Here is a 24002-nt window from a genome sequence, read left to right as displayed (position 1 = left end):
ACCAAGGAAGAAGAGAATGACAATGAATGATACGGCACTCGCAGCGCGTTTTGCCCTCGCCAAGACGCTGGCAGCGCAAGCGGGCGCCCTGGCGCTCGACTATTTCAACCGGCGCGACACGCTGGTGATCGAAACGAAGCGCGACCTACAGGATGTGGTTTCCATCGCCGACCGCAACGTCGAGACCTTCCTCAAGGAACGCGTCGCCGAAATCTACGCCAATGACGGCTTCTTAGGCGAGGAGTTCGGCCACGACGAAGGCTCCTCCGGCTTCACCTGGGTTGTCGACCCGATCGACGGCACCGCTCCCTTCGTCAACGGCATGCCGACCTGGTGTGTTTCCGTCGCGGTCGTCCGGGATGGGGAGCCTGTCGTGGGCGTGATCCACGTGCCCTGCTCGGATGAGCTTTACGCCTCGGCGCTCGGTTTCGGTGCGACGCTGAATGGCAAGTCCCTGCGCCTCGATCCCACCCGCAATCTGCAGAATGCAATGACGGGGATAGGCTGCAACAACTACGTTACACCCGAACGCGTCGGAGCGATCATCGCAGGCCTCATGGAGCAGGGCGGTAATTTCATCCGCAACGGGTCCGGTGCGCTGATGCTGGCCTATGTCGCAGCAGGCCGCTTGGTTGGGTATTACGAACCGCATATGCGAGCGTGGGACTGCATGGCTGGTTTCTGCCTCGTCCGCGAAGCCGGCGGCAAGACCCTTGCCTTTCCCGCAAGCGGTCCCGAGTTCCTGAACGGACATCCGGTTCTTGCCGCAAACCAGTCCTGCTATGATGAACTAGTGCAGCTTCACCTGGGCAATCTTTGACGCCTCCGGGGTCCCGATGACGAGTTGCGGACAACTGCGCCGACGTTGACTATAGCGGTGTTGCTCTGTGGCTCGTGGTGCAGGGATCCAAGCGTCGGTCGGTTGGCTTTAGAGGGCTGCACTACGTCAGTGCACACTCGTCCGTACCTAGATCACCGCCTCTGAAACAGCATGCGGAGGTGAAAGTTCCTCCGCATGCACTGCTTGCCGTTAAGCGCCCAGATGCTGTTCGAAAAACGCCTCGAACCTGTCGAAGGGGATGATCTCCACCTTGTCATACAAATCAACGTGGCTTGCGCCGGGCATGATCAGCAGTTCCTTCGGTTCAGCCGCTGCCGCATACGCCGTTTCGCTGAAGTAGCGCGAATGGGCATTCTCGCCATGCACGAGCAGCAGCGGTCGCGGCGAGATCTCGGCGATATAGGAGAGTATCGGCATGTTCATGAAGGACAAGGGTGTGGTCAGTGACCAGCCGTTGCCCGAGTTGACTGCGCGTTTGTGGTAGCCGCGCGGTGTCATGTAGTAGTCGTGGTAGTCGACCAGGAACTGCGGCTCGCCGCCTTTGAGGACGTTGTAGTCCTTCATGTATTCCGGGCTGCCGGCCTTCGCATCGGCAGAGCGCTGCCGGCTCATCTGCTCTAGGCTTTGGGTCCGCTGTTCAAGCGTGACGACGTCGTTGTAGCCCTTCGACATGACGCGGGTCATGTCATACATGGTGCTGGCAACCACGGCCTTCACACGCTTGTCTACGGCTGCTGCATTGAGAGCCATGCCACCCCAGCCGCAGACACCGATCATGCCGATGCGCTCCTGGTCGACGTCGGGCAGTTTTCCGATGAAGTCGACCGCCGCGCTGAAGTCTTCGGTGTTGATATCAGGCGACGCGATGTTGCGGGGCTGGCCTCCGCTTTCGCCGGTAAAGGATCCGTCGAAGGCGACCGTCACGAAGCCGCGCTCCGCCATCACCTGTGCGTAGAGGCCCGAAGACTGTTCCTTGACAGCGCCGAAGGGACCTCCGACGACGATCGCGGGCATGCTGGTTCCGCGGCTCTTTGGCATGTAGACATCGCCTGCCAGTTCAATGCCGTAGCGGTTCGTGAAGCGCACCTTTCGGTGGTCAACGCTGTCGCTCTTCGGGAAGACCTTGTCCCAGACGTCTTCGGTCTGAGCCGATGCGGCCGAGGCATAGGGGATGAGAGCGGATGCAATTGCCCCGACAGAGGCAACCTTCAGGAGGTCGCGACGTGCAAGGTCCAACTGATCATTTCCGTTCTGCGTGGTGGGTACATTGCTGTTCATGTCGGGGGTCTCCGGATTGAGGTTGATTTCACGACCCTCAAGTGCGCGCTTACCGTCTCGAACATAAGTCCCCGCATCTCACTTGAACTTATCGGTCTGGTCGATCAATCGTCGGGCGCTCATGAAATCCACCTCGCAATCGTCCTTGCCGATGTCTGTTGGGAGAACAACGTGAGGATCCCAGCCGCGTTCGCATCCCTGGCTCATGGTCTGCATCGATAGGCGTCAGCCTGAATGAGAACTAATCATTTGCGTCGTCGCATGGCATTCTGCGTCAATCGCAGCACCTCATGATCGCAAAAGGAATACTTATGGACATTCGCAGAGCTGGTAGTCAGGCTTCCGTGAAGGGACCATCGGATTGGTTCACCGGTGCAGTCAGGATCGATCCCCTGTTCCCAGTCCGGGAACCAGCTTCGGCAGCGGGCAACACCGTCACATTCGAACCGGGTGCGCGGACCGCCTGGCATACGCATCCCCTGGGGCAGATCATTATTGTGATTTCCGGCGTCGGCCGCGCGCAGCGCGAGGGCGGACCGGTTGAAGAGATCCGCCCCGGAGATGTCGTCTGGTTTGAACCTGGAGAAAAGCACTGGCATGGCGCGGCCCCCGGGACCGCGATGGTGCACATCGCCATACAGGAGAGCCTGGACGGAAAGGCGGTCGACTGGCTGGAGCAGGTCAGCGACGCTGACTATTCAGCGTCATCAACGTAACTCTACGGATCTTGAAGACCCGCCATGGGAAGGAGATGCTCTCGCCTAGGAGCATGATATCAAGGAGGTCTGCTACGCACATGCTAGCCACGCAGCTTTTGTCTCAGCGACATGTGAGACGGATGCTTGGCCTTAATGGCCGAGTGTCTTCTCGCGGGCAACCGCCACGTCCGCCAGTATGGAAATTGCCAGTGAGGTCGCATGGCGGGCTGGGCCAAACATCCCGATGCGAGCCTTGATGCGGTCGATCACGGCTTGTTCGTAGCCAAGCTCACGAAGACGAAGGATGCGTCTCTCATGCGTCCGTCTGCTGCCAAGTGCGCCGATGTAGAACGCGTCGCTTTCCAGAGCGACCGTCAGGAGTCCCATTTCCTTGTCCACGTCATGATGCATCAGGACGATCGCCGTATAGCCGTCGACCAATTGTTTCACATCCGCGCTCTGAAATCTGTCCGGAACAGTGATGGCCTCCATCTCTGCGGCTCTCATCAAGGCGGTGAAGCGAGCGACTTCGGAGGATCCACCCGACACAAGTGTTCGGATCTGTGGATGATAGACGGTGGTAAAGATGTCGTCCTTCCACCCAGTCTCTTGCACAAGGTCCGAGTGGGTAAGGCTTTCCGCGTTCGGGTCATAGGAAAGAGCCGCAGGATGCCGCTCGCTGAGACGGATGACAGCCGATTGCAAACTTGCAACATCCTTCAACACATGAATGGCAACGGTGATGCTGCCGCCGCATGGCAAGACGATATCCTTGAAGGGCGAGTCTTTGCCAAAGCTGACGAGCTTGTCTTTCCGATCTTGGATCGCGAGGAGGGCTTCTGCGGCAATCGCCGCTTCCACACATCCTCCCGAGACGTATCCGGCATAACGTCCGTCGGCTGCGACCACGATGTGTGATCCCAGCGATCTGGCCGCGCCGCCCTTGATATCGACCAGGGTTGCCAGCGCACAGGGATGTGTCCGCGAGACCTCCAGGGCAAAGCCTAATAGCTCCTGCGGATCATCGCTGTCGAACGCCTTGTGTGGATGGATGAGCATTTTTGAGCCAAGTCACGCTTGATAAAGGTACATTCCCGCCACCGGAAATCATTTCCGGCAACGCTGATGAGTGGAGTCCGATTGTCTTTGCAAACAGCGCAGGCAGCAGCCGTTACAGTCGCAGCAGGGCCTTGACCGCCCGCCTTTCATCCATGGCACGGTAGCCTTCTGCGACATCGGAGAGCGGGATTTCGAGGTCGAAGACACGGCCCGGATTGATCTCCCGCTTGAGCACCAGCTCCATGAGATAGGGTAGGAAGCGGCGGACGGGGGCAGGGCCGCCCATCAGGCTCTTCTGGGCGAAGAACAGGTCCTGACCGGCGATCTGGACTCCATGGGGAACTCCGACGAAGCCGATATGGCCGCCTGGGCGGGCGGAACTGATCGCCTGGGACATGGATTCCTGCGTGCCGACACATTCAAGCACGGATTCGGCGCCGACCCCGTTCGTGATCTCCTTGATCCGCTTCACGCCGTCATCTCCGCGTTCGGAAACGATGTGCGTGGCACCGAATTCGAGCGCCAGATCCTGGCGGCTCTTGTGGCGGCTCATGGCGATGATCCGTTCGGCCCCCATCTGCTTGGCGGCAAGAACACCCATCAAGCCGACGGCCCCATCGCCAACGACGACGGCTGTCGAGCCTTCCGAAACGCGGGCTGCATCGGCGGCATACCAGCCGGTGCCGAGAACGTCCGAAACGGCCAGCAGGCTGGGGATCAGATCCTCATCGGGCATGTGCAGGGTCGCGACCAGTGTGCCGTCGGCGAGCGGGACGCGGGCGTAAGGCGCCTGCGCCCCCGTCATGAACTCCCGTTGCTCGCAGGAGGACTGGAAACCGAAGCGACAATGCGGGCAGGTGTTGTCCGAAAGGCAAAACGAGCCGACGACGAATTGGCCGGGCTTGATCGTCTTCACGGCCTCGCCGACCTCGACGACGACACCGCAATACTCATGGCCCATGTTGGCGGGCCCATTCATCGGCTGCAGGCCCCGATAGGGCCAGAGATCGGAGCCGCAGACGCAGGAAGCCGCAAGCTTGATGATGGCATCGGTCGGCTTAAGGATCGTGGGTTCAGCGACCTCTTCGCAGCGGATGTCGCCTTTGCCATGGAGTATGGTGGCCAGCATGGGTCTTGTCCTTTCGCCGGTTGTCAGGAAATACGGGTGATGCGCATCGGATAGGTGCCGCGCGTGAGGATGGGTTCCACACCACCATCGATGCGTCCGAGGCGAACGAGATCGCGGATCGACGAATAGTCCCCGTGATAGAGAACGAGATTACCCCAGGGCACGTAGTAGCAGATGTCGCCAATTGCGGGATTGGGGAACGGACCCCGTGCCTCAGGATTGAGCTTGCGCGGAAGGTAGGCAATCTTCTCGTTCGTCGAATAATCCGACACCTCGACGTCGAGTGGCAGCATGGACGCGAAATCGCGCGCCGATACGCTGTCGTATAATGTGGCAGTGAAATCCTGGTCGCTGAAGCTGAAATGTATCTTCATCAGGTTGCGGTCCTGCGCATGGGTGACGTGAGGGAGGATGGGGCTCAGTGCCCCGGTCAGGAGCAGTGTTCTGCGGGTCAGTCGATGATCCCTGCTCATTTTGCGTTCTCCCAGTTGGAGCGCGCGGCCCAAGCGGCCAACGATGAGCCAGCGAGCAAGAATGCCGCAAAGAGAAATGAACTCCACCAGCCGACATGATCGAACAGCAGGCCGCCGAGTGCAGCACCGAGCGTGATGGCGAACTGGATGACAGCAACCTGCAGACCGCCACCGGCTTCGGCGTCGTCGCTCAAAACCTGGGCGAGCCAAGTCCCCCAGGCGACGGGAGCGGCCGTGCCGACGAAGCCCCAGGCACCCAGGAGGAGCGTCACTGCAAGTGACGAACTTGAAGCCGCCACAAGCCCGACGGCAAGGAGGGCCATCGTCAGCGGCATGCCGATCGCGAGCGCATAGAGCCAGTGCGGCAGCAGGCGGCTGATGCTCCAGGTTCCGGCCACGCCCGCCAGTCCCATCAGCAGCATCACAAGAGAGAGCGATGCCACATCGAACCCCGAGGCGCTCTCCAGGTATGGTCTGAGATAGGTGAAGAGTGCGAACTGGCCCATGAACAGCAGCAGGATGGCCGTCATGCCGAGTGCGACCTGACGGCGAGCCAGCAAGCGGAAGACGTTGGCCGTCCGCTTCTCGTCCTCTGCCGGAAGATCGGGCATGGTCATCCACTGCCAGGCAAGAGCGACCAGAGCCAGCGGCACCACGAGGAAAAAGGCGCCGCGCCAGCCGATCAACTCACCAAGGAAGCTGCCAAGCGGCGCGGATATCGTCGCGGCGATGGCGTTGCCGGCATTCAGTGCGGCCAGGCCTTTGGGCACCTGATCAGTCGGCAGGAGCCGCATGACGATGGCCGTGGACATGGACCAGAAGCCGCCAATCGCAATACCAAGCAGCGCACGACCTGCCATGAGGATCCAGTAGTTCGGGGCAAAGGTCACCACCACGGCGGAAAGCACCAGCAGTACGGAAAACCAAGTGAGAACCGTCTTGCGATCGATGCCTGCCGTCAGCCGTGCAACGAACAGGCTGGTGACGACGGCGAAGAACCCGGAAATCGAGATCGCCTGTCCAGCCTGGCCCTCGAGCATGGCCAGATCGCGGGCGATTGGTGTCAGCAGGCTGACGGGCATGAATTCCGAGGCGATGAGCACGGAAACAGTCAGTGCCATGGAGCCGACGGCACCCCAGGCTGCCGGTAATTTCAATGTGTCGCGATAGGTCAGCTCGGCCATGGTCTACATCATCCTTCGAAAGCGGCGACATGCCCTCCCTCGCGTCCCTTGTAGCCAGTTTCAATTGGGTCGATTAGCCGGGCTGGCTCGCATGCATTTATCGATGGAGACCATCAATGAAGATCTTCCGCCTTGTGGTTCAGGGCGGGAGATCGCGTTGTGGGATTTGGTGCGCATGGGTCAGCGCGTGGCGAGGAAGTCGATGATTGCCTTGCGTTCGTCGGCCTTGGCGAAGCGTTGGGTCATCCGCGTTCCCCTTACCAACCCGGCCGGATTGGTAAGGAAGGTATCGAGCTGGGTCGCATCCCAGGTGATACCCGAGCTTTGCATTGCAGGCGAATAGCGGAAGCCTTCCAGGCTCCCCGCTACCCTGCCGATCACGCCCTGCAGATGGGGGCCGACGCCGTTGCGCGTACTGTCCACCTGATGACAAGTGCCGCAGCGCTGCTGGAACAGCCTCTGTCCGTCCGCTGCATCCTGTGCATGAGCCTGAAGGGCCAGCAGGACGGTGGCGATGACTGCGGCGGCGATATGCTTGAAAGTACTCTGTATCATCCCTGCTTCTCCTGGAATGTCGTCTTCGACAGCGGCAGGCTGCGCGGTCGTGCTGTGGCAAGGACGGCCACGGCATTGGCGATGGCGGGAGGCACGCCCGGAAGACCGGGCTCACCAATGCCGCCGATCGGTGCGCCGCTTTCGATGATGCGGACATGCACTCTCGGCATGCGGTCCGGCGTCAGGATCTGATAGCCGTCGTAGTTGCGAGCCTGGGGAAGGCCGTCGACATAGACGACTTCTTCCAGAAGTGCGGAGGAGACCCCGAGTGCCACGGCCGAGTTGACCTGATGCTCGATCACCCGCGGGTTGACCACGGTGCCGGGGTCGATTGCGACCCAGACGTCGTGCACCACGACCTGGCCATCCGACAGCGAGACTTCCGCGATCGTTGCCACTTCGCTGCCGAAGGGCGAGGCCATAGCCACGCCCCGGGCGCGGCGGGTTCCATCCTCGGCTGCAAAGGGACCCCGCTTCCAGCCGCCGGATAGCTCGGCCACCGCCTGCAGCAGCGTCAGATGGCGCGGACTGTTCTTGAGGAGCGCAAGACGCAGTTCATAGGGATCCTTGGCTCCGGCATCCGCCATTTCGTCGAAGAAGGTCTCCGAGAAGAAGTCGTTCATCGAATGGCCGACCGAGCGCCAGAAGCCGATGATCGCGGGATCGTCGACATGGATCTGGGCAATCCGCTTGTTGGGGATCGCATAGACCTTGCCGGCGATGCCCTCGACCGCCGAACTGTCGACCTTGTCGGGCTGGCGGCCATACCAGCGTCCCGTGGCACCTTCACCGACGGCCACCGCCGAGAACGCCGTCGGATTGCCGTCCTGGTCCAGACCCGCGCGGAAGCGGACTGCTGCCATCGGACGGAGCGTGTCGCGCAGAAACTCCTCCTCGCGGCTCCAGACCAGCTTGATAGGACGACCGACCGCCTTTGAAAGCAGGATCGCCTGCGGATAGGGATTGGCGCTCTGGTAGAGGAAGTGGCGACCGAAAAATCCACCCAGCATCGGCGAGTGGATGATGACCTTCTCCGGCGCAATACCGGCGACCTTGGCGGCATCGCCCTGGAACATTTCCGGCGCCTGGTTGGGAATCCAGAGTTCGAGCGTCCCGTCCTCATTCCAGCGGGCGACGGCCGAGGGCGGCTCCAACTGACCATGGGCGAGGTGTGGCGCGTCATATGTTGCTTCGACAACCATCGCTGCCGACGAAAGGGCGGCAGCGGTATCCCCTTCTTCCTCAAAGGTCACGCCGTCCCCGGTCGTTGCCTTCAACTTTTCCATATGGCCGGTGCTGGAGAAGTCAGCGAGCATGGCATGCGCTGTCCCGGAAGCGGCTTCATTCCAGGAAACCTGTAGTGCTTCGACGGCCATGCGCGCGCGCCACCAACTATCGGCGACGACGGCGACGGCTCCGGGAAGCGTGTGCACCGAATGGACGCCTGTCCGGGCCTTGATCTCGGCCTCGTTCGTCATCGTGCCGGGTTCCTGACCGAGCCGCGGGCTGTGCTGGACGGCCGCAAAGAGCATGCCGTCGACCTTAGTGTCGATCGCATACTGGGCCTTGCCCGTCGCCTTCGCTCTGATGTCCAGCCGTTCGACCGGTTTTCCGATCCAGCGGAAGTCCTTGGATGCGCGGAGTGTAACCGTTTCTGGAACAGACAGACCTGCGGCGGCCTCGGCGATTTCGCCATAGGCGACACTGCGACCCGAAGCGGCATGCACCACGCGACCTGGTTCGGTCGAAAGCTCTGCAACCGGGACCGACAGTCGCTCTGCGGCGGCCTGAAGCAGCATGCCACGCGCAGACGCGCCAAGCTTGCGCATGATGTCGTAGCTCGAGCGGACAGAGAAGCTGCCGCCGGTAAAGCGGAAGCCGCCGATCAGGCCGTAGTCCGGGCCGGGCGGTGCTGCCTCGACCACGAAATTGGCGGGGTCGACATCGAGTTCTTCGCCAACGATCTGTGCCATCGCCGTGAAGATGCCCTGACCACCTTCGATGAAGGCGCTGCGGAAGAACACCGTGCTGTCGGGCCGGATCTCGATAAAGGCCGGGACGCGGGTCCCGGGGGTGACAGTTGCGGCGGCCTGAGCCATCACGGGGCGGATTGCGCCGGGTACCGTCACGCCGAGAACAAGCGCACCGGCAACCGTGCCGAGGAAGCCGCGACGCGAGATCTTGAATGGCTTGTCATCACTGGCAGTGTTTGCGGGTGTATCGATATGAATCTGGTTCATCGTGATCCCTCCAATCAAGCCTGGGCCGCTTCGCGCACGGCGGCAGCGATCGCGTTGTAGGTTCCACAGCGACAGAGATTGACCATGGCAGCCGCAATGTCGTCGTCGGTCGGCTGGGGTGTCTCTTTGAGGAGCGCGGTCGCGGCCATCACCTGGCCGGACTGGCAGTAGCCGCATTGCGGCACCTGATTTGCTACCCAGGCCTCGACCACCTTCTGACCGACGGGATCCTCGGTGATGGCCTCGATGGTGGTGATCTGCGTCCCAACCACCGTGTCGATCGTTGTGACGCAGGAGCGGGTCGGCTGCCCGTCGACGAGGACCGTGCAGGCGCCGCATTGCGCGAGACCGCAACCATATTTGGTGCCGGTCATCCCGAGTGTGTCGCGCAGCACCCAGAGCAAGGGAGTGTCGGCTTCGACATCCACCTGCTGCGGTGTTCCGTTGATGTTGAGTTCCATGGTGGGGTCCTTCGATCGGTTCGGGGGAGAAGGGGCGGGAACAGTCTGCGGACTATTCCATGTGACACACTATCAAGTGCATTTGATATGCATTAGTCGGCGCTGGTCGCTTAGATTTATCGAAGACGACCATGAATGGCGAAGAGCGAGGATGCTGAATGGCCCGTGAAGACTTCAACGACCTGCTCTGGTTCCTGGCGCTGGCTGAAGATCGCAGCTTCACCAAAGCGGCGGCCAAGCTCGGGATCACGCAGTCGACTCTCAGCCACACGATCAAGCGCCTTGAGACGCGTCTGGGCCTGCGCCTTCTCACCCGGACCACGCGCAGCGTTTCGCTGACAGAGGCGGGTGAGCGTCTCTTCAATGCGCTTTTGCCGCGCATCACGGCGATCCGAGGCGAGCTGGAAGCTCTCTCGGACCTGCGTGACAAACCGGCTGGCACCGTTCGCATCACGCTGTCTGATCACGCGCTTGAAACAGTGGTCTGGCCGAAACTGCAGCCGATCCTCAAGGACTATCCGGATGTCCGGGTCGAACTCAGCCGGGACAATGGCTTGCGCAACATCGTTGAAGACGGGTTCGACGCCGGCGTGCGGCTCGGTGAGAGCATCGAAAAGGACATGATTGCCGTTCGGATCGGCCCGGACTGGCGCATGCTGGTCGTCGCATCGCCGGCTTATCTCGCGGACAAACCCATGCCTCAGCACCCGCAGGATCTGGTCAGCCACAACTGCATCAACATGCGCCAGGCAACCGGCGGAGGGCTCTATGCCTGGGAATTCGAGAAAGATGGGCAGGAACTGCGCGTTCGGGTAATGGGCCAGCTCACGTTCAACACGTCCTATCCCATGGTTGACGCGGCGGTAAAAGGTCTTGGTGTCGCCTACGTTCCGGACGATCTGGTTGCTGCTGAACTTTCAGCCGGCACGCTCGTGACGCTCCTTGAGGACTGGACGCCGCCCTTTCCGGGCTACTACCTGTATTATCCGAGCCGCCACCAAAACGCGCCCGCCTTCCGGGTTGTCGTCGACGCCTTGCGGCAGAAGTAGCAGCCCTTTGCCGTGTCACGCAAAGGCGATGACCGGCGCACAGAACACCGAATATGCAAGCGAACCGAGGAGCCCGCCGATCATCAGGAGCCTCTGGAAGTGGCGGGCGTGGATCTTCAGGAATTCGGTCATGATACGGCTCCGTCTGTCAGGTGTAGGGGAGCATCTGGCCTGCGAACGTCACGCCGGTCCAGGCTGAGATGGAGAGCAAGGCCGCGACACGTGCGAAAAACGGTGGCATCGAAGCCTCGCCCCATTGCGCCATGCCGCGGCCAGCGCCGAAATGGAAGGCCAGTGCATTTGCGCCTGCCGCAACCAGGAGCCAGAATTTCCAGGGCGCCGCCCCGGAGGCCGCGATCATCATTGCCTGGGCGCTCAGCAACGCGACACCCGTGATGAATGCCGTGATGAAGCCGACATAGGACACTGGCAGCAGGTGCCGCATGGCTGATGTCAAAGACACAGACTGTCTGCCGAGACCCAGGAGCCGCAGGTCGATAGCAAAGATCGACCCGATCAGCAGCCCTATCCCGAGGACGTGAAAGGTTTCGAGCGCGGCGTACAGATAGCCTGCAGACCGAACGGTCTGGCCGAGGCTCGAAGTCTGAAGGAGTTCGAGAGCTGAGTTCAACACGGGTTTCGGTTCTCTTTAGTGTTGGCGCTTAGTCCGGCAAAGGGGCTCGTTCGGGGAGCGTGTTGCCAAGAACCTGGTTCACCGGTGTCGCATCATCCCCGTACCAGAACACCACCGGACGAAAGAGACCTTCATCGCTGCGGTTGATGTAGCCGACGGCTTGGAAACGCTCGCCGACCCTCAGCGGGCGATCCAGCCCCCACCGCCCAGACCATGCCGGTGGTGCGATGACGATCTCCAGCTCCCCAAGGCTGCCGTCATAGGCCAGAGCGCGGTTGACGCGCACGCTGTCCTCCGGATGCTGCAATTCCTCCGGTATGGGAAGCTCGGGCGTATCGGGTGGCAGGCTCGCATCCAGCTTTACATCGAACTCCGAGTGCGGATTGCCCCAAACGCCCTCGGACGAAACGGTTCCGGCGATGTAAACCAGCCTGCTGGTGTCGAAGGTTGGCCAGCCATGGTGGGCCGACGCAGTGTTCAGCGCGAGCGGAACGCTGGTGAACGCGAAAGCCACGGCAAGTCCCAGAACAACCGTCCATCGTTTTGCGCTGATAAGATTGGCTACCGCCATGTTGTTGCGAGGCATGGTGCTCAAACTCCAGATGAGAAATCGATTTTGTCATCAGGCGGGTCTGTGGGATTTGGCCTAGCCGGCCCTCGGTTCACCACCCCCTCTGATTTCGACAGTCATCCTAGATGCCGTGCAGACTTATGATTAGCCTGGGGGAACTCATCAGGCTTATGGGCCTGGGACATAAGTGGAGTATCCCATGTCCCGCTCTCGGGCTGGAGAAGAGGCGGCTAAAGAAATGGGTTTGCGAGTATCCCGCAGACACAACGGCGCGAGCTGAACTGCGCCACCGTCTGAAGCGCCACGCCATTGCTATGTCGCCATTCGATTGCGAGATCGAATGGACGGCCAAGTACGGTCGGTGTCCGGACTTAGATTGCGGGGCCCCAGTCAATTTCGCGGGACGCGTTTCGGAACGACAGATGGACTAAGAACAGCAGCCGGGATTGCTCAAGTTGTTGAGAAGGCGTCCCTTTTTTCTGTGAGAAATAGTCGCTGATTTTCAGCGAAAAACCGGCCTAAAATGGCCTGCTTGGAGAGTCTAGATTCTCACATCATTTCAAAGACTTAGAAAGTTCGCCTTTGATTTTCATCTGTTTTCCCGCCGCGAGCGACCGTGGAGGCCATCTTTGTGCCCTGGCTTTGGGCCGACGTCAACATGGCGGGAGAGCGGCAATTATTTCCGCTCGGGAGCGCTAACCCGGAGGTGAGGTAAGCATTTTCGCGTGGCAGCTTTGCGCCTTCATGCACGAACCCGCTTCGCGGGAGGGAGTGCGCGGCTAGTTTCGCATGATTATCTGAGGTTCTAGGCAGGCTGTTGGTGTTGCCTGACCATGACGTTCCCTTCAACGAGAGGAACGTTCAATGGCCAGCTTTCAACACGCCCCGACCACACCGCTCCGCCAGCGCATGCAGGAAGACATGCTGATGCGAGGGTTAGGATCCCACACTCGGCAGGACTACATCCGTCACGTCCGGCGCTTCGCTACGTTTCTTGGGCGTGCCCCCGACACCGCGACGGTCGAGGACATACGACGTTTCCAGTTGCATCAGCATGAGAACGGCGTAGGTCCTGCGACGATAAACAGCACGGTTTCGGCGCTACGCTTTCTGTTTACGGTGACGCTGAAGCGGCGGGATCTGGCGCGAGCCCTGGTTATAACGCGCAATCCGCGCAAGCTGCCTGATGTGCTCAGTATTGAGGAAGCTGCCCGCTTACTGGAAGCGGCACCTGGCATCAAATACAAGGCCGCCCTCGGTGTGGCCTATGGTGCGGGCTTGCGCGTCTCCGAGGTCGCCCATCTCAAGGTCGATGACATCGACTCCAAACGCATGCTGATCCGGGTTGAACAAGGCAAGGGACGCAAGGATCGCAATGCCATGCTTTCTCCGCAGCTCCTCGAACTGCTGCGGCTTTGGTGGCGCGAAGGAAAGCGGCGCGGCGTGATGCTGCCTCACGGCTGGCTGTTTCCGGGGCGTAGCCGCACCGATCCGATCTCGTCGCGGCAACTTCATCGGGCGGTTCAGGAAGCTGCCGATGTTGCCGGCATCCACAAGCGCGTCAGCCCCCATACCTTGAGGCACAGCTTTGCCACCCATCTTCTGGAGGATGGCACCGATATCCGTGTCATCCAGGTTCTGCTCGGTCATAGCAAGCTGGAGACGACAGCTCTCTATGCGAAGGTCTCCACCCGAACCATTCACGCGGTCGCCGGACCTCTTGATCGGCTGATGGCGCTGATGGAAGGCAAAACGCCCGACGGCTGAACCATGCGTACCTCGATCGAGGTCGCCGATATCTTCCGTGCTGCAGGGCCGAACTATCGCAAAGTCCATACGGGACATCTCAGCTTGAGCCAGCTCAAGGTTATGTCGGCGGTCGAGCGCTGCCGCACAGCGGCACTGGGCGGACATATCGAGGCCTGCCAGGATTGTGGAGTGTGGCGCATCGCCTACAATTCCTGCCGCAACCGGCACTGCCCGAAGTGCCAGGGCGCCGCGGCACGCACATGGCTTGCCGAACGGGAGGCCGATCTCCTGCCTGTCGGATACTTCCACGTCGTCTTCACATTGCCAGCCGAAGTCGCCGCCATTGCCTTCCACAACAAGGCGCTGGTTTACGATCTGCTCTTTAAGGCTGCATCCGAGACGATGCTGACAATCGCTGCCGACCCGAAGCATCTCGGCGCGCGCGTCGGCATCACTGCCGTCCTGCACACATGGGGATCGGCCATGACCCATCATCCCCATGTTCACATGATCGTGCCAGGTGGTGGCATCGCGCTCGATGGATCATGCTGGATATCCTCACGTCCGGCATTCCTCCTGCCGGTTCGTGTGCTCGCCAAGCTATTCCGACGCTTGTTCCTGACACGGCTGCTCCAATTCCACGATGCCGGGCAGCTCACCGTCTTCGGTTCGGCTGCGCCTCTGGCTGATCGCGGTGCATTTGTAAGATACCTGTCGCCAGTCCGCAGGAAGCGCTGGATCGTCTATGCCAAGCCGCCCTTTGCGGGGCCGGAAGCCGTGCTTGCCTATCTGTCGCACTACACGCACCGGGTCGCCATCTCGAACAGTCGCCTGATCGCGTTCGACGAAACGGACGTCACCTTCCGCTACAAGGATTACCGCCGTGACGGCTGCGATCGGCAGCAGGTCATGACGCTCGCGGTCGACGAGTTCATCCGCCGTTTCCTGCTCCATGTCTTGCCGCGTGGCTTCCACCGCATCCGGCATTACGGCCTGCTCGCCGGCAGTTCTCGAAGGACGAGCATCGCTCGTGCGCGCGAGCTCCTCAACGCTGCCCCGCCGCCCCCTGACGAGGCGGACGACGAACCGACCGACATCCGGCCGCCATGCCCATGCTGCGGTGGACGCATGGTCGTCATCGAAGTGCTCAAGCGCTGGCGGCAACCGCGTGGACCACCAGACGAGGCAACAACGAACCGGGAGAGTGCGTCATGACCCGGCATGGCCGATCCATTCATATGGTCTACTCACAGCAGAGCAGGCCAACGGGACGGCCTGCGCCAGCACCCATGATGAGGGCGTCCAGCACGACGAACATGTTTCCACTCACCTGGAAAGCCTTCGCAACTCCACTGGAAACCATCACTCGGGACCCGCCCGGACTGACAATGGTCGTGGCGATCGCCAGACCGCCAGAGGCTCCAATCCAGAAAACCCCATAGCTCAGCAAGTGCAGACCGCGGGTTCCTGCATGAAAGGCTTTCGTACGCCTGACGGCACCCGAAACCCTCCACCATGTCGGCCATTCAAGCAGAAACGCCAAATAGTGGAAAGCTGCTGGTCTGTTTGCGTAACTCCGATGTCCGTGATGGGGTGGTTTCCTGCCTGTCCGTTAATGGTTCCACTGCTTGAAAAGCGGACATAGGCAGATGGGCGAAAGAGGGCTGCCGGCGGACAGGCAGAAAATCGCCCTATCAGCCATGATCCCTGGCCGAGCTTAACGGTGGTACCGGTACGTTTTACCTGGTGGTTCAATGGCTCCGGTAACCGAATGTCGTGCTTGCAAATGTCTCAAGGGCGAAAGGCTCGTGGTGGGTCGCCAACGGTCAGGCGGCGTTCGCCGCACCGGTGCTTACTCGTTGGTGAAACGCGCATCGAAGATGGACTTGACCCAGTCATATTGCGTGCTGATACGGCCGAAACCGCCCGTCGAACCATAAACCACATCGTCGCCCCAGCCGTTGACCCCGACAATAGCCCAGCCCTTGTCGGTCTGGATCCAGAGCGAGCCGCCGCTGTCACCTGAGCCCAGCACCCCTTCATATTCATCAACCGGCAGAGAATTGCCGTCCTCGAAGACATTGGTGGAACCGTCCTCACTGTCGAAGTCGATCAGCAACTGATTGCCGCCTTGGCCGTCAGGGGCTGGCTCCTCCACCACGTCGATGATATTGCGCGCCCCAGCGGCGTCTTCGCTATTGTAGTATTTGTCATCCTGGCCGACCGAGCCAATGCCCCTCGAGCCAAATCCGACCATGGTGGCGCGTTGCCCCAGTTCATCGTCCCCGCCATAAAGGAGCGGCGGCGCATCGCAATCCTTTACCGGTCCGTTCAATTCCACGATGGCCAAGTCGTAGCCCGGCGATTCGTCACTGCTGGGGTCGTAATTGGGATGGATATGCACCGACTTGCCGGTAAATTCGGCACCAGCGCGGGTGTAGTAGGTCCAGGTGTTTGGTTCGTCGCCGTCGCCGAAGTTATGCGCCGCAGTCAACACATAAGCCGTGCCGTCCTGGTCATTGCCGATCCAGGTGCCGGAGGCGCCAATCTGCTCACCGTCGAAAAAGCTCATGATGGCGCAAAATTGCGGCTCCATGGCCAGCGCCTTGGCGGCGCCAAATCCGTCGCCTTCCGCACCAGCCGCCCCGCCCTGATCGGCCCAGGTGCTGTCGAGAATGATCACTGCCTGGGCTGGACCAGCCGCAGCCAAACTCAGCAGCGCCACGCCCAGCAGGGCCGATACGATTCTCGGTTTCATGCCTCTCCCCTTGGGTGTCTCATTGGGGATTTGTGCAATGGTCCGCTCCGGTTGGTATTCAGAATGCAGGGTGTCGGGGCGATGCCAGCTTCGCGCGAGACAAAGCCGTGCGCCTCGAACAGCGGTACGTTGGGTGAAGGGGGACGGCTGTTGGAGGCGATGGTCTTGCCCCTTGGCCCACAGCCAATAGTCGCAATACACCGTGGGCAATACCATCGATTAGTCTCTGTTGTTTCGGCCCAAACGCCGAGGGTTTCCCCCCGTTTCATCCTATTACCAGCGCAAATAATTGAACGACAGCTTTCGATTTAGCGAATTGCAAAAGCGAATGACGGCAATGGTGGATGCTTTCGTACGCCTGACGGCACCCGAAACCCTCCACCATCTCGGTCGTAGAAACTTCGCGGCAGGCACCTGAAATCAGACGCGGCTCGCGCAAGTGGCTCGTAGCCTTTCCGCCACTTGCAGACAGTGAGATCTCTGCAAAACAGTTCGTCGTTATGAACCGCATGGCCGGCGCTGCCGCGGGCTATGCAATCATGACCCTATCGATCTGGGCGGATTTCGATGAATGCGTGGGACCTATCGCGCTGCGGGTTCTATTTCGTCCCGCACTCTTGGCTTCGTAAAGAAGCTTGTCCGCTCGTTCATACAAGGTCGTCAAGGCATCGTCGTTAGAGATAGGTGTGATGCCCATGCTCGTTGTCACGGACCCTGCGAGACCCGGAACCGCATTGGCGACGGTGGCTGGGATCGCTTGGCGGCTAAACTCGGCCTGTGCATCCACGTCCTGACCTCGAATGAGAAGGATGACCGTCTGCTCGGGCGTGGATTTTCGTCGTGAAGCCGCCAATTTGTCAACAGGGCCTAGCAACCGCAACGTTGCGGCTCGATGATCTTGTGCCTGGAACGTCTGTTGGCTAATGCGTCAGGCAAAACTGTGCGGCATGCCAGTATCTCCGCTACGACACCAGCACAGTAGGACGCAGCAACGATGGTGGCTTCGGTTTTAAGTCGGTCAGTTTTAATCACCGGGGCGAGGGCACCGGTGGCATTGCACCTCGCGCGGCTCTTCCACGGCGCAGGTTGGCGCGTGCTGCTTGCCGACACGCCAGCCAAACCGATTTCAGCCGCCAGCCGTGCCTGCGATGGCTATTTTCGTTTGCCACCGCCGCGTTTTGAACCGAAACGCTATGCCGATGTGGTCGAAGACCTGGTGAAACGGGAAAATGTCTCATTGGTCGTGCCGACCTGCGAGGAGATCTTTTATCTGGCTGCACTCTGGCGCGAACGGGGGATGACGGCACGGCTGTTCGCGCCAGACGCAGATGTCCTTACACGGGCGCACAACAAGTTTGATTTCATCGAAATCTGCAAAAGCCTCAAACTGGCAGCGCCGCATACCGTGCTCCTGCAGAACAGAGCCGACCTTGCCTCTATCCGCTCGATGGCGTCTCAGATGGTTTTCAAACCCGCCTGGTCGCGCTTTGCGAGCCGGGTGCTGCTTCAGCCGAAAGCTGAAGAGGTAGACGCTCTTGCGCCAACGCCTCAGGCACCCTGGCTCGCCCAGGAATTCATCGCGGGACAGGAGATCAGTGCCTACGCCATCGCGCAGAATGGCCGTCTGCAGGCGCTTTCGCTCTACAGCTCAATCTACCGTGCCGGCAAGGGCGCGGGCATTTATTTCAAGCCTGTTGAGAACGAGGCGGCCAAGGCTTTCGTGACGGATTTTGCCGCCGGCACCGGTTGGACGGGCCAGCTTTCCTTCGACCTGATCCTCAAGACCGACGGTGCCGTACTGCCGCTTGAATGCAATCCGCGCGCTACAAGCGGGCTGCATTTCTTCTGCGATCCAAAGCCATTCGCACAGGCGATCTGGACAGGCGAAGGCAGCCTGAAACCGGATATATCCAGCCCGCAGACAGTCCGCCTTGCCTTGTGGATCTACGGGCTGCCAGCAGCTCTGCGCCGTGGCGATCTCCGCAGCTTTATGCATGACCTCAAAAGCGCGGAGGAGCTTCTCGACTGGCCGCAAGACCCTGAACCAAAACGCGCGCAATGGCGTGCGCTTGGCGAAATCGCGGCGCTCGCCCTTCGCCACCGCATTTCCCTTCAACGCGCCTCCACCCGCGATATCGAATGGGACGGGCCGGATCAGAGTTCGAAAGAGAAACTCTCCGGCTGATTGGCAGCAGGCGGCGCTGCACCGTCCATGATTGCCTCGATGCTTCGACGCAGGAAATCAAGCGGTCCGATGATCGTCGATGCCTGCGGCCAGTAAGCCGCATTCCGGCTTGCAGATGCCAGTACCCGCCGGTCCTGTTCTAGGGCAATGCGGAACATGGGCCGGAAAGCCAGAGACTTCAGGTGATCAAGCAGACCGCCCTGCGGCCCGATCAGGCAACCGATCCCATCCACCTGGCTCTCCGCCGCCTGACGGAGATGGAATGTCGTCGCAAGTACCAGGCCCTTCGGCCCCCAGTATTCCAGTTCGGCAATACCGGGATAGCGGAAACGCCCAATCGTCCTCACCCGCTCCCCCTCCAGCAAACGGCTGATCAGGCCGTTTTGCCGTTCTTCGCCGGTATAACACGCCTCGACCCAGCCGGGACCGCCGGTGACATCGACACGCACGCGCTGCCGCTCGCTGCTCAATCCGCGCAGAAGGCCCTTGTGGGTGAAATGGGTGTGTGTTGCATCGAGAATGTTCTCGGCGGCATCGACCAGCGTCGAGCGCGTGCTGCTGCTCACAAGCTTGACGATGATCTTCTGCCCCTCGGCGCAGTGCAGATAGGGCTCGTCCTTGGGCGCGCCGCTTGCCACGAACACCACACCCTCCTTCACGAATGTCGTCAATCGTGGCACGCGATAGCCGGGCACGGCACCCGTATGACCGGGAATGGCCGTACAGAAACCTGCCGCGTTGAATCGCCAGCCGTGATACGGACACTCGATCTCACCGTCTTTGACTTTGCCCTTCGAGAGTTCCACATGCCGGTGGGGGCAGCGATCATGCAAAGCGGCAATCGTCTCGCCGCTGCGAAACAGCACCACAGGCAGTCCTGCCAGCAATATCCGCCGCGGTCTCTTGCCAATCTCAGAGGCAATGGCAACGGCCTGCCAGGTGTCGGGAGACATGCTCACAGGTCAAAACCCTCCAGAAGCGGAATGCCTATACGCCGCAGCAACGCCTCCATGACCCGCACCGCCAGGCGCTGGCGTGCCGGAAGATGCGCGACATAGACGGCATTGTATTCGATGACGGGTACCGCTCCGCGCAGGCTTTTGAAACGGCCCGCCCCGGCACTCATGTTGAAAAACAGCCCACGCTCGGCCGCGATCATCTGGCCTGTCGCCATGACCAGCCGATAAAGTCCATCCTTCAGCGGCAGGCTCGTATCATAGCCGACGATCGGTTGCGTCAGCGTGCGACCATTGGCGAAAAAGCCGGACACCGCCGCAAGCCTGCCCGCGCCGTCCCGGAAGCCCACGAGGTCAAACAGGCCGCGCCTGTGCATCTCCCTGATGTAAAGCGCGGTATATTGCGGATTGAGCGGGGTATATTTTTCCAGATACAGCAGCGCGTAAAGCTCGGCTGCACGCTCGTAATCCGCTTCGGTAAAGCTTTCTCCGGCAGCAAACCGGTAGCCTGTCCGACTGATGAGCTTGCGGTCATACCCTTGGTTCTGCGTCTTGCGTCCGTCATTGCCGGAAAACAGATAGATCCGCCGCGCCGCGATCATGCGAAATCCCGCCGCCGTCAGATGGCGGATCGAAGACCCGTCAGCCATCTCGTTCAGTGACCGGATGATAATCGCCCGATTGGGATATCGTGCGCACAACTGTGCCACGAGCCCGGAGGCCCCCGAGGCGCTGATGGCCGGCACCGGATTGGTGGACAGCAGCCAGTTGTTGACCTGCACCTGCTGATCGAGCCCACTGGCCCTCAAAAGCGGGCCGCAGGCACGGATCAGGCCAGATGCAGCCCAACGCAAGAGGGGAGCGCTGGCAAAATTGCGTGTCTCGTCGAGGGCATAGTCGATATAGGCGCTGCTTGGGCAACAGATATAGCAGGTCGGAGCATCGCGTTGCTCGTTGAGGGTAATCGGCAAATGACGCCCTTCCACGTCGATTGCATCAACGTTTGTCGAGAGGTTGCCAATGAGGTCCGGGACGGGATAGGCGTTGAAAAGCGTGACGAAACGACGAACCGCCTCCGGCTCATTGGACACCGCGCTACCCGCTCCAGAAAGTGTCATCATCGTGCATCCTCATGCGGAAGCCGATTTTCCACCCGTCGAAGCTTCCGGTGAGGCTCAAATTCTATCGCCTCCTGTCGAAGGATGATTGTCGGGGACAGCCCGCGCTGCGAAAACACATCGGCGAGTGCATCCCGGGCCGCCTTTGCACCATGGGCGGCAAGTTTCGGCTCCAGCACAAGCGCGATTTGCTCGGCCCCCTCCCGCAAGATGCGAAAATCGGTGATCGAGCGATCGGCCTCAAGCACGGCATTGCGCATCACATCAGGCGTCACCAGAAGCCGCATGCCATCCGCGCGGCAAAAAACAAAGGCGTCATCCAGCCGACCGACGATCTCGTCGACAACCTGGAGCGGCGATCCACAGGGGCAGGGGCTGTTGGACAGGCGCAGAAGGTCGTTCATGCGGTACCGTGCCATGATCTGGAACCGGCGCCGGAAGCAGGTGACACGGGGCGAAACCAGCCCGCCCTCCACCGCCTCGAATTCGAAAAAATTGGCGTCTTCGGCAAGATGCAGGCGCCCGTGCGAGCAGGTGACAGCAAAAAGTCCTTCCGTCGCCATATAGATCTGCCCCAGCCTCTTGCCGAAGTGGGTCTCGATGATCGTGCGGTCGATGGGATCCAGCGTTTCGCCACCGGCAAAGATGCGTCTGGGCTGCAGCCGTTCGGCGTGCTCGGCAAGATGGCGCAAAACCCGAGGCGGCGCGACGATGGTGGTGGGTGCAAACCGCTCCAGATCGTCAAGCCAGGCTTCGATACCCCGGTTGAGGTCAAAAAACATCAGTCGCAGCAAGCGGGAGCGATTGGCACCGTCATAAAGCGCGGAGTTCTGTGGCAGGATGACAGCAACCCTCTCGGGATCAACGAGGAACCGCGGTACGGCTTTTGAGAGAATAGTGCCCAGCCAGCGGTCTTTGTCGCAGACGTCAACAGCATAAAGCGCACGATTGCCACTCGTGCCGGTGCTTGCGCCAAGACTGACCTCCCCGATCTGGCCGGTGGTCTCGAAAGCGCGCCATCCGTCTTCAGCGCTGATCCGCCCTCTGTTGAAGGCGGCAAAATCTGCCATGACCACGGCCTTGTCTATGATGGGCAGCATCTCCAGCCGATGTGCTGCACCTTGGTAGAAATCGGCGGCGGGGAGGCTGTGGTCGAGCCAGCGCTGAAGCGCCAAGGACTGCCAGCGCTTGAACGCGGCACGCGAGCGCCCGGCCCGCGTGGTCCAGAGCGTTTGCGCAAAGGCGGATGCAATGCGAAGGCGGGAGTTCACGGCATGCCCTCACTCAGATCGTGCGGGCTGACCGCAGGATCGTGACACAAAAGTACCTCACCGCCCGCCTCCTGAAAGGCAAGGACGCGACGGGTGCTCTCGGCAAGGGCCAAGGGATCGTCAGCCACGAGGCTTGCGGGAAAGCCCGGACGCCGCTCCGGCACCAATGCATCCCCGCACCATTGTGCATCGACCGCATAGAGAAGTGGCCGTGGCATGGCGCTAAAGCACAGACCGAAATGGCCGGCGGCATGCCCCGGAAGATCGATGGCAAGCACGCTGCCGTCACCGAAAAGGTCGCGGCCTTTCCCGAGACCAAGCGGCGCCTCGATCAGGGCCGATCCGTCGACATCGACCGTTCGCGAAAGAATGCCGGCGGGCAGGAGCTCGGTGAATATGCCGTGGCGCAGATTGGCCCGAACGGGCGCCTTGAGGACGCGTCCCAGCATCTCTTGCTTTGAGATGATCCGCGCATTGGCAAACGCGTCGAGACCCGCGACATGATCGGCATGGAAATGGGTGACGATGACGACAGAGACATCATCCGGCGTAAAGCCGAGCCTTTCCAAAACCGCTGCGGGCTGCCCGCTCGTCACCAGATCTGGACCGAGGATCGCGTTATAGAGGCGCAATCCCAGACTGCGCTTCCCCTGCGTTACCCGCGGCCCATAACCTGTATCGATCAGCACAAGCCCCGCTGTCGGATGCTCGAAAAGACCATAGCGCACCCTCAGAGGCACGGGCTGCCAGCCTCCGCCGCGAAGATAGAAGCGTTCCGGCGCGCTGACAAAGGCGCTGTTGGCAAACACCGGCTTCATGGCGCGCGCCCCTTTGCAATCGTCATTGCAAGCCCCTCTTCGAATGAGATCTGAGGGCGCCAGCCAAGCATCCGGCGGGCCTTGGAGATATCGAGGCTCTGGCGAAACGCAAATAGACCAATTGTATAGGGCGTAACCAAGGGCTCGGTTGACACCGAACGAGCAAGGCTCACCAGTTCCACCAGCCGAGCAGCCGCCAGCGCCGGATAAAACGGCATTCGTCGCCAGCTGAGCTCGATTGCAAGCCTTGAACAAACACGCTCGACGATGTCGCGCACCGGCACCATTTCACCACTCGAAATGTTGAAGGTCTGCCCCTCGACATCACTGGTCGAGAGTGCCGCCTCGATGGCATGCACAACATCATCAACATGGGTAAGATCGATGGCAGCCGCGCCGGACCGCAACAGCGGCAGGGGGCCAAGGCGGGCGGCAGCGGTAATCCGTGGCAGCAGCGTCTGGTCGCCAAGGCCATAGATGCCACGGGGCCGCAGGTTCACCGGGCCGACACTCCCTTGGGCAAGAACTATTGCTTCGGCCTCGGCCTTGGTATGGACATAGGGGTTAATCGGAGGCGGCAGCGGCGCCGTTTCGGCGACTTCGGTCTTGTCCTTGAGTTCGAAGTAAACAGTCGGCGAGGAAACATTGACAAAGCGACGTGCACCGAGGGCGTCGGCCAGATCAAGCGCATGTCGTGTGCCCTCGACATTGGCCAAACGAAAAGCTGCCAGTTTCCCCCAGGATGCCGAGAGTGCTGCACAATGCACGACAGCATCCACGGTGCCGATGTCATCGACCAAGTGAAACAAGGGTCGGGATATATCCGCGCAAGAGGTCGCGAAACCCAAGTCCTGCAGATGGCGGCAACGGGCCTGGTCTCGACCGAGCCCGATCGTCTCAAATCCGCGGGCCGCCAGATACCGGATCAACCGACCGCCCAAAAAACCCGTGGCGCCTGTGACGAGAACACGCATG

General features: G+C 60.8%; 24 protein-coding genes. 6 read left to right on the top strand and 18 right to left on the bottom strand.

The window, feature by feature from the left end; translation table 11 throughout:
* The first annotated feature begins 16 nt into the window (after positions 1 to 16).
* Complete coding sequence (locus tag AC02Y0_RS14700) at positions 17 to 820, top strand: inositol monophosphatase family protein (RefSeq protein WP_476379617.1); 804 nt, start codon at positions 17 to 19, stop codon at positions 818 to 820.
* A gap of 210 nt (positions 821 to 1030) precedes the next feature.
* Here the strand turns inward: AC02Y0_RS14700 and AC02Y0_RS14695 are convergent, their stop codons facing one another.
* Both AC02Y0_RS14695 and AC02Y0_RS14690 read right to left on the bottom strand, forming a co-directional pair.
* The gene (locus AC02Y0_RS14695; protein ID WP_476379616.1) at positions 1031 to 2119 is read right to left on the bottom strand and encodes an alpha/beta hydrolase; all 1089 of its coding nucleotides are present in this window, start codon (positions 2117 to 2119) and stop codon (positions 1031 to 1033) included.
* Positions 2120 to 2197: 78 nt separating this feature from the next.
* A complete protein-coding gene (locus tag AC02Y0_RS14690) occupies positions 2198 to 2335 on the bottom strand; it encodes a hypothetical protein (protein ID WP_476379615.1) in 138 nt (45 codons plus the stop codon).
* 95 nt (positions 2336 to 2430) lie between these two features.
* On the opposite strand from AC02Y0_RS14690, the gene AC02Y0_RS14685 reads away from it, so the two are divergent.
* Positions 2431 to 2835, top strand: coding sequence for a (R)-mandelonitrile lyase (locus AC02Y0_RS14685; RefSeq protein WP_476379614.1), 405 nt, complete (start codon positions 2431 to 2433; stop codon positions 2833 to 2835).
* A 132-nt stretch (positions 2836 to 2967) separates the two neighbouring features.
* Here AC02Y0_RS14685 and AC02Y0_RS14680 read toward each other — a convergent pair whose 3' ends face one another.
* The 7 genes from AC02Y0_RS14680 to AC02Y0_RS14650 all read right to left on the bottom strand — a co-directional run bounded on the left by AC02Y0_RS14680 (position 2968) and on the right by AC02Y0_RS14650 (position 9918).
* On the bottom strand, positions 2968 to 3876 hold the full coding sequence (locus AC02Y0_RS14680) for an XdhC family protein (RefSeq protein ID WP_476379613.1): 909 nt from the start codon (positions 3874 to 3876) through the stop codon (positions 2968 to 2970).
* A gap of 112 nt (positions 3877 to 3988) precedes the next feature.
* The gene (locus AC02Y0_RS14675; RefSeq protein ID WP_476379612.1) at positions 3989 to 5005 is read right to left on the bottom strand and encodes a zinc-dependent alcohol dehydrogenase family protein; all 1017 of its coding nucleotides are present in this window, start codon (positions 5003 to 5005) and stop codon (positions 3989 to 3991) included.
* A gap of 23 nt (positions 5006 to 5028) precedes the next feature.
* Positions 5029 to 5478, bottom strand: coding sequence for a cyclophilin-like fold protein (locus AC02Y0_RS14670; protein WP_476379610.1), 450 nt, complete (start codon positions 5476 to 5478; stop codon positions 5029 to 5031).
* A complete protein-coding gene (locus AC02Y0_RS14665) occupies positions 5475 to 6662 on the bottom strand; it encodes an MFS transporter (protein WP_476379608.1) in 1188 nt (395 codons plus the stop codon). The genes AC02Y0_RS14670 and AC02Y0_RS14665 overlap by 4 nt, the downstream gene beginning before the upstream one ends.
* A 180-nt stretch (positions 6663 to 6842) precedes the next feature.
* Entirely contained in the window at positions 6843 to 7217 is a 375-nt protein-coding gene (locus AC02Y0_RS14660) for a c-type cytochrome (protein ID WP_476379606.1), read from the bottom strand.
* Positions 7214 to 9457, bottom strand: coding sequence for a xanthine dehydrogenase family protein molybdopterin-binding subunit (locus tag AC02Y0_RS14655; protein WP_476379604.1), 2244 nt, complete (start codon positions 9455 to 9457; stop codon positions 7214 to 7216). The genes AC02Y0_RS14660 and AC02Y0_RS14655 overlap by 4 nt, the downstream gene beginning before the upstream one ends.
* A gap of 14 nt (positions 9458 to 9471) precedes the next feature.
* Complete coding sequence (locus AC02Y0_RS14650) at positions 9472 to 9918, bottom strand: (2Fe-2S)-binding protein (protein ID WP_102019311.1); 447 nt, start codon at positions 9916 to 9918, stop codon at positions 9472 to 9474.
* Between the two features lie 158 nt (positions 9919 to 10076).
* Between AC02Y0_RS14650 and AC02Y0_RS14645 the strand changes: the two genes are divergently transcribed.
* Positions 10077 to 10967: a LysR family transcriptional regulator gene (locus AC02Y0_RS14645; RefSeq protein WP_476379603.1), complete on the top strand. Its 891-nt coding sequence runs from the start codon at positions 10077 to 10079 to the stop codon at positions 10965 to 10967.
* A 148-nt stretch (positions 10968 to 11115) separates the two neighbouring features.
* On the opposite strand, the gene AC02Y0_RS14640 is transcribed toward AC02Y0_RS14645, so the two are convergent.
* Together AC02Y0_RS14640 and AC02Y0_RS14635 are read right to left on the bottom strand one after the other, a co-directional pair.
* Entirely contained in the window at positions 11116 to 11601 is a 486-nt protein-coding gene (locus AC02Y0_RS14640) for a hypothetical protein (protein WP_476379602.1), read from the bottom strand.
* Between the two features lie 28 nt (positions 11602 to 11629).
* Positions 11630 to 12187 (bottom strand): hypothetical protein, encoded by a 558-nt coding sequence (locus tag AC02Y0_RS14635; RefSeq protein WP_476379601.1) that lies wholly within the window; start codon positions 12185 to 12187, stop codon positions 11630 to 11632.
* An 849-nt stretch (positions 12188 to 13036) separates the two neighbouring features.
* On the opposite strand from AC02Y0_RS14635, the gene AC02Y0_RS14630 reads away from it, so the two are divergent.
* On the top strand, positions 13037 to 13939 hold the full coding sequence (locus AC02Y0_RS14630) for a site-specific integrase (protein WP_298469940.1): 903 nt from the start codon (positions 13037 to 13039) through the stop codon (positions 13937 to 13939).
* A gap of 3 nt (positions 13940 to 13942) precedes the next feature.
* Positions 13943 to 15136 carry an IS91 family transposase gene (locus AC02Y0_RS14625; RefSeq protein WP_476379600.1) on the top strand — a complete coding sequence of 398 codons (1194 nt, stop codon included), beginning with the start codon at positions 13943 to 13945 and terminating at the stop codon, positions 15134 to 15136.
* A 637-nt stretch (positions 15137 to 15773) separates the two neighbouring features.
* Here the strand turns inward: AC02Y0_RS14625 and AC02Y0_RS14620 are convergent.
* Positions 15774 to 16895 (bottom strand): trypsin-like peptidase domain-containing protein, encoded by a 1122-nt coding sequence (locus AC02Y0_RS14620; RefSeq protein ID WP_476379599.1) that lies wholly within the window; start codon positions 16893 to 16895, stop codon positions 15774 to 15776.
* A 313-nt stretch (positions 16896 to 17208) separates the two neighbouring features.
* Positions 17209 to 17466 (bottom strand): diguanylate cyclase domain-containing protein, encoded by a 258-nt coding sequence (locus tag AC02Y0_RS14615; RefSeq protein ID WP_476379598.1) that lies wholly within the window; start codon positions 17464 to 17466, stop codon positions 17209 to 17211.
* 261 nt (positions 17467 to 17727) lie between these two features.
* On the opposite strand from AC02Y0_RS14615, the gene AC02Y0_RS14610 reads away from it, so the two are divergent.
* A complete protein-coding gene (locus tag AC02Y0_RS14610) occupies positions 17728 to 18864 on the top strand; it encodes an ATP-grasp domain-containing protein (RefSeq protein WP_476379596.1) in 1137 nt (378 codons plus the stop codon).
* On the opposite strand, the gene AC02Y0_RS14605 is transcribed toward AC02Y0_RS14610, so the two are convergent.
* The 5 genes from AC02Y0_RS14605 to AC02Y0_RS14585 are packed head-to-tail and all read right to left on the bottom strand — an operon-like array spanning position 18834 to position 24001.
* Positions 18834 to 19817: a Rieske 2Fe-2S domain-containing protein gene (locus AC02Y0_RS14605; RefSeq protein WP_476384046.1), complete on the bottom strand. Its 984-nt coding sequence runs from the start codon at positions 19815 to 19817 to the stop codon at positions 18834 to 18836. The two genes, AC02Y0_RS14610 and AC02Y0_RS14605, sit on opposite strands and share 31 nt — an antisense overlap.
* A 2-nt stretch (positions 19818 to 19819) precedes the next feature.
* Entirely contained in the window at positions 19820 to 20941 is a 1122-nt protein-coding gene (locus tag AC02Y0_RS14600; RefSeq protein ID WP_476379595.1) for a GNAT family N-acetyltransferase, read from the bottom strand.
* Entirely contained in the window at positions 20938 to 22209 is a 1272-nt protein-coding gene (locus AC02Y0_RS14595) for a CoF synthetase (RefSeq protein ID WP_476379594.1), read from the bottom strand. The genes AC02Y0_RS14600 and AC02Y0_RS14595 overlap by 4 nt, the downstream gene beginning before the upstream one ends.
* Positions 22206 to 23027 carry an MBL fold metallo-hydrolase gene (locus AC02Y0_RS14590; RefSeq protein ID WP_476379593.1) on the bottom strand — a complete coding sequence of 274 codons (822 nt, stop codon included), beginning with the start codon at positions 23025 to 23027 and terminating at the stop codon, positions 22206 to 22208. Before AC02Y0_RS14590 ends, AC02Y0_RS14595 begins: the two co-directional genes overlap by 4 nt.
* The gene (locus tag AC02Y0_RS14585; protein WP_476384045.1) at positions 23024 to 24001 is read right to left on the bottom strand and encodes an NAD-dependent epimerase/dehydratase family protein; all 978 of its coding nucleotides are present in this window, start codon (positions 23999 to 24001) and stop codon (positions 23024 to 23026) included. Before AC02Y0_RS14585 ends, AC02Y0_RS14590 begins: the two co-directional genes overlap by 4 nt.
* Between the last annotated feature and the right edge of the window lies 1 nt (position 24002).

The sequence above is a fragment of the Allorhizobium sp. nf9_anc genome, assembly GCF_056323085.1.
The sequence above is the reverse complement of the archived record's forward strand: the minus strand, read 5'-3'. Positions and strand labels throughout refer to the sequence as shown.

Coding starts and splice junctions, on each gene's coding strand:
- AC02Y0_RS14700 (WP_476379617.1), top strand. CDS start 17: ATGACAATGAATGATACGGCACTCGCAGCGCGTTTTGCCCTCGCCAAG.
- AC02Y0_RS14695 (WP_476379616.1), bottom strand. CDS start 2,119: ATGAACAGCAATGTACCCACCACGCAGAACGGAAATGATCAGTTGGAC.
- AC02Y0_RS14690 (WP_476379615.1), bottom strand. CDS start 2,335: ATGCAGACCATGAGCCAGGGATGCGAACGCGGCTGGGATCCTCACGTT.
- AC02Y0_RS14685 (WP_476379614.1), top strand. CDS start 2,431: ATGGACATTCGCAGAGCTGGTAGTCAGGCTTCCGTGAAGGGACCATCG.
- AC02Y0_RS14680 (WP_476379613.1), bottom strand. CDS start 3,876: ATGCTCATCCATCCACACAAGGCGTTCGACAGCGATGATCCGCAGGAG.
- AC02Y0_RS14675 (WP_476379612.1), bottom strand. CDS start 5,005: ATGCTGGCCACCATACTCCATGGCAAAGGCGACATCCGCTGCGAAGAG.
- AC02Y0_RS14670 (WP_476379610.1), bottom strand. CDS start 5,478: ATGAGCAGGGATCATCGACTGACCCGCAGAACACTGCTCCTGACCGGG.
- AC02Y0_RS14665 (WP_476379608.1), bottom strand. CDS start 6,662: ATGGCCGAGCTGACCTATCGCGACACATTGAAATTACCGGCAGCCTGG.
- AC02Y0_RS14660 (WP_476379606.1), bottom strand. CDS start 7,217: ATGATACAGAGTACTTTCAAGCATATCGCCGCCGCAGTCATCGCCACC.
- AC02Y0_RS14655 (WP_476379604.1), bottom strand. CDS start 9,457: ATGAACCAGATTCATATCGATACACCCGCAAACACTGCCAGTGATGAC.
- AC02Y0_RS14650 (WP_102019311.1), bottom strand. CDS start 9,918: ATGGAACTCAACATCAACGGAACACCGCAGCAGGTGGATGTCGAAGCC.
- AC02Y0_RS14645 (WP_476379603.1), top strand. CDS start 10,077: ATGGCCCGTGAAGACTTCAACGACCTGCTCTGGTTCCTGGCGCTGGCT.
- AC02Y0_RS14635 (WP_476379601.1), bottom strand. CDS start 12,187: ATGCCTCGCAACAACATGGCGGTAGCCAATCTTATCAGCGCAAAACGA.
- AC02Y0_RS14630 (WP_298469940.1), top strand. CDS start 13,037: ATGGCCAGCTTTCAACACGCCCCGACCACACCGCTCCGCCAGCGCATG.
- AC02Y0_RS14625 (WP_476379600.1), top strand. CDS start 13,943: ATGCGTACCTCGATCGAGGTCGCCGATATCTTCCGTGCTGCAGGGCCG.
- AC02Y0_RS14620 (WP_476379599.1), bottom strand. CDS start 16,895: ATGGTATTGCCCACGGTGTATTGCGACTATTGGCTGTGGGCCAAGGGG.
- AC02Y0_RS14605 (WP_476384046.1), bottom strand. CDS start 19,817: ATGTCTCCCGACACCTGGCAGGCCGTTGCCATTGCCTCTGAGATTGGC.
- AC02Y0_RS14600 (WP_476379595.1), bottom strand. CDS start 20,941: ATGATGACACTTTCTGGAGCGGGTAGCGCGGTGTCCAATGAGCCGGAG.
- AC02Y0_RS14590 (WP_476379593.1), bottom strand. CDS start 23,027: ATGAAGCCGGTGTTTGCCAACAGCGCCTTTGTCAGCGCGCCGGAACGC.
- AC02Y0_RS14585 (WP_476384045.1), bottom strand. CDS start 24,001: ATGCGTGTTCTCGTCACAGGCGCCACGGGTTTTTTGGGCGGTCGGTTG.